This is a genomic window from Streptomyces sp. NRRL F-525, assembly GCF_000716605.1.
Classification (GTDB): Bacteria; Actinomycetota; Actinomycetes; order Streptomycetales; family Streptomycetaceae; genus Streptomyces.
In genome coordinates this window covers 1-4,616 of sequence record NZ_JNXE01000094.1, presented here as the reverse complement: position 1 = coordinate 4,616, position 4,616 = coordinate 1, and the positions used below count along the sequence as shown (strand labels likewise).

The window sequence follows — 4,616 nt, the reverse complement described above, 5'->3', positions numbered from 1 at the left end:
GCACGACGCCGCCACCCTCGTCGCCGCCCGCGGCCGCCTCATGCAAACCGCCGTCTCCGGCGGAGCAATGATCGCCATCCAGGCCACCGAACACGAACTACAGCCCCTGCTCACCCCCGGCATCGACATCGCCGCCCTCAACTCCCCCGACTCCACCGTCATCTCCGGCGACCACGACACCGCCCACCGCATCGCCGGAGAATGGAAAACCCGGGGCCGTAAAACCAGAACACTCACCGTCTCGCACGCCTTCCACTCCCCCCACATGGACACCGCACTCAACGAATTCCGGACCATCGCCGCCTCACTGACCTTCCACACCCCGGTCATCCCCATCATCTCCACCCTCACCGGTCACCGACGCCGTGCGGCAGCTGAAGCACCAGGGCGTCACCCACTTCATAGAACTCGGCCCCGACGCCATCCTCACCCCACTCGCCCAAGCCACCCTCGCGGCGACCGAGACCGATGCCGACCAGGCGGACCAGGCAGCGGGCGACGCGGACCCGCAGGCCATGCTCGCGCCCGTCCTGCGCCGGAACCGGTCCGACGCGGCCACCCTCCTCAGCGCACTGGCCCGCCTGCACACGCAGGGCGCCCCTTTGGACTGGCAGCCCCTCACCGGTGCGGACGAGGACCGCCGTGCCGACCGGGCCGTCGCGCTGCCCACGTACCCCTTCCAGCGCAGCCGCTACTGGCTCAACCCGCCCAATGCCAGCGGCAAGGCCACCGATCTGGGCCTCGACCTGACCGACCACCCGTTGTTCGGCGCGGCCGTGGAACTCGCCGAGAACGGCGGAGTGGTGCTGACCGGGCGGCTGTCGCTGCGCGATCACCCCTGGCTCGCCGACCACGCCATCATGGGTACACCGCTGCTGTCCGGAACCGCGTTCGTCGAACTGGCTCTGCACGCCGCCGCGCACGTGGGTTGCGAGCGGATGGAGGACCTCGCGCTGGAGGCACCTCTGGTGCTGCCGGCCCGGGGCGGGGTGCAGTTCCAGCTCGCCGTGGAGCGGCCCGACGCGGCCGGACGGCGGCCGTTCGTCGTTCACTCCCGGCTCGCCGACGCCGCGTCGGACGACACCGGGGACGACCAGCCATGGACCCGGCACGCCTCCGGAGCGCTCGGCGTCGGCGACCCGGCGGAGTCTGCTCCCGCCGGTGGCGACCTGAGCCGTGATTGGCCGCCGACCGGCGCGCTTCCGCTGCCCCTCGACGGGGCGTACGCCGACCTGAGCGCACGCGGTTACGACTACGGCCCCACGTTCCAGGGGCTGTTGGCCGCCTGGAAGCTCGGCGACGAGGTGTTCGCCGAGGTCGGCGTGTCCGGTCCCGACGCGCCCGGCACCGGCCGGTTCGGCCTGCATCCGGCGCTGCTCGACGCGTCCCTGCACGCTCTGCTGCTGGCCGCAGGTCCCGAGGATGCGGACAGGCTGCGGATGCCGTTCGCCTGGAGCGATGTCGCGCTGCGCACGGCCAACGCGACCTCCCTGCGGGTGCGGTTCTCGCCGTTGGCCGGGGACGCCTTCGCGATGACGGTCGCCGACGGCAGCGGCGCCCCGGTGGCCTCGGTCGGGTCGCTCGAACTCCGGCAGATCTCGGCGGAGCAGCTGGCCGCCGCGCGCACGGAACAGCATCGGTCTCTGTTCACGGTGGAGTGGGTCCCGGCTTCGCCCGCCGCAACGGAACTTCTTCCCTACGTGGACCTCGCCGAGCTGGACGACAGCACCGACCCGATCCCCGGCCTGGTCCTGGCCCACATCAACGGCGACCACGGCGACGACCTGCCCGCCGACGTCCACGCCACCACCCGGCGTGTACTGGAACTCCTCCAACGGTGGCTCGCCGAGGAACGGTACGCACAGTCCCGGCTCGTCCTGGTCACCCACGGAGCCCTCCGGACGCACCCCGACGACCAGGTCAACGATCCGGCAGCGGCGGCCGTGTGGGGACTGGTGCGGTCGGCACAGACCGAGAACCCGGGCAGGTTCGTCCTGGCCGACCTCGATGACACCGACGCATCGACGGCGGCCCTCCCGGTCGCGCTGGCCACCGGCGAGACCCAATTCGCCCTCCGCGAAGGCGCGATGACCGTCCCCCGGCTCACCCGCGTCCCCACCACGGCCCCGGACGACGCATTCTCCTCGACCCCGGACGGCACCGTACTGATCACCGGTGGCACCGGCGTCCTGGCGGGGCTGCTGGCCCGCCACCTGGTCGCCGAACGCGGCGTTCGGCACCTGCTGTTGACCAGTCGCCGGGGTTCGGCGGCCGAAGGCGCCCTGGAGCTGGAAGCCGAACTCACCGCACACGGCGCCACCGTGATGATCGCCGCCTGCGACACGGCGGACCGCGAAGCCGTCGCCGCCCTTATCGCGAGCGTCCCGGCCGAGCACCCGCTGGCCGCCGTCATCCACACCGCCGGTGTGCTGGACGACGGCACGGTGGAGGCGCTCACCCCTGAGCGCCTGGACACCGTGCTGCGCCCGAAGGTCGACGCGGCCTGGAACCTCCACCAGCTCACCGCCCACCTCGACCTGGACGCCTTCGTCCTCTTCTCCTCCATCGCCGGCACTCTCGGATCCCCCGGCCAGGCCAACTACGCCGCCGCCAATACCTTCCTGGACTTCCTCGCCACCCACCGCCAAGCGCAGGGCCTCCCGGCGACCTCCCTCGCCTGGGGTCTGTGGGCACCGACCGGCGGTATGGCCGCCGCCCTCGACACGGCCGACCTCGCCCGGTGGACCCGCGGCGGCATCGCCCCGCTCACGCCCGAAGTGGGTCTCCCGTTGTTCGACGCGGCGCTCAGCTCGGGCAGACCCGCCCTCGTACCGACCCAGTTGGACACCGCCACGCTCCGTACGCAGGCGGCGGCCGGCACCCTCACGCCGGTGCTACGTGGCCTGGTCCGCGTCCCCACCCACCGTGCCACGGCGGCCAACGGCTCGGCAGGCGGGTCGCTCGCCCAGCGGCTGGCGGGCCTGACCGAGGCCGAGCGGCTGCGCACGCTCCAGGATCTGGTACGGGCCCAGACCGCGACGGTGCTCGGGCACGCCACTGCGGACACGATCGATCTCGGCCTGGCCTTCAAGGAGTTGGGCTTCGACTCGCTCACCGCGGTGGAGTTCCGCAACCAGATCAACGCGGCGACCGGCCTGCGGCTGCCCGCCACACTGATCTTCAACTACCCCACGCCCACCGCTCTGGTGGAGCATCTGCGGATCGCCGTGACGGAGGCGCGAGGCACGGTCACAACGACCGTGCGGGTGACCACCGTTGACTCCGCCGAACCGATCGCGATCGTCGGCATGAGCTGCCGCTACCCCGGTGGCGTCACCACCCCGGAGGAACTCTGGCAGTTGGTTGCGGAGGGGGTCGACGGGATCTCCACCTTCCCGGAGAACCGCGGCTGGGACGAGGAACTCTACGATCCCGACCCGGACCGGATCGGCAAGTCGTACACCCGGCACGGCGGATTCCTGCACGACGCCGACGAGTTCGACCCCGACTTCTTCGGGATCTCCCCACGCGAGGCGCTGGCGACCGACCCGCAGCAGCGGCTGCTGCTGGAGACCGCCTGGGAGACGTTCGAGCGGGCGGGCATCGAGCCGGCCACGCTGCGCGGCAGCCAGACCGGTGTCTTCACCGGCGTGATGTACAACGACTACGGATCACGCCTGCAGCAGAAGCCCGAGGGTTTCGAAGGACACCTGCTCACCGGCAACATCTCCAGCGTGGTGTCCGGCCGGCTGTCGTACACCTTCGGCCTCGAAGGCCCGGCGGTCACCGTCGACACCGCCTGCTCCTCGTCGCTGGTTGCCATGCATCTGGCCGGGCAGGCGCTGCGCAACGGCGAGTGCACGCTCGCGCTGGCCGGCGGCGTCACCGTGATGTCCACGCCCAACACCTTCGTGGAGTTCAGTCGACAGCGCGGCCTGTCGAGCGACGGCCGCTGCAAGGCGTTCGCAGCCGGAGCCGACGGCACGGGCTGGGGCGAGGGCGTCGGGCTGCTGCTGCTGGAGCGACTGTCGGACGCCGAGCGCAACGGACACCAGGTGCTCGCGGTCATGCGCGGCTCCGCCGTCAACCAGGACGGCGCCAGCAACGGGCTCACCGCGCCCAACGGCCCCTCGCAGGAGCGGGTCATCCGGCAGGCGCTGGCCAACGCCCGGCTGGCGGTCGACCAGGTCGACGCCGTCGAGGCCCATGGCACCGGCACCCGGCTGGGCGACCCGATCGAGGCGCAGGCGCTGCTCGCCACCTACGGCAGGGAACGCTCGGCCGACCGGCCGCTGATGCTGGGCTCGCTCAAGTCGAACATCGGCCACACCCAGGCCGCCGCCGGTGTCGGCGGCGTGATCAAGATGGTCATGGCGATGCGGCACGGCGTACTGCCCAAGACCCTGCACGTGGACGAGCCGTCGCCGCACGTGGACTGGGAGAGCGGCGCGGTCGCACTGCTGACCGAGGCAACGCCGTGGCCGGACACGGACCAGCCACGCCGCGCGGCCGTCTCCTCCTTCGGGATCAGCGGCACCAACGCGCACGTGGTCCTGGAGGAGGCCGAACCGGCCCGGGTGACCGAGCCGCTGGACCCATCCGTGCCGACCGGGGAA

1 protein-coding gene and 1 pseudogene are annotated in these 4,616 nt (G+C 71.9%); both read left to right on the top strand.

All coding sequences use genetic code 11. From position 1 onward, the window contains the following. Positions 1-40: 40 nt before the first annotated feature. Positions 41-304: pseudogene (locus tag OO69_RS54035) on the top strand (acyltransferase domain-containing protein); the annotation flags it as partial. A 61-nt stretch (positions 305-365) separates the two neighbouring features. Further along, a partial coding sequence (locus OO69_RS49220) for a type I polyketide synthase (RefSeq protein WP_158713544.1) occupies positions 366-4,616 on the top strand: 4,251 nt, incomplete at its 3' end.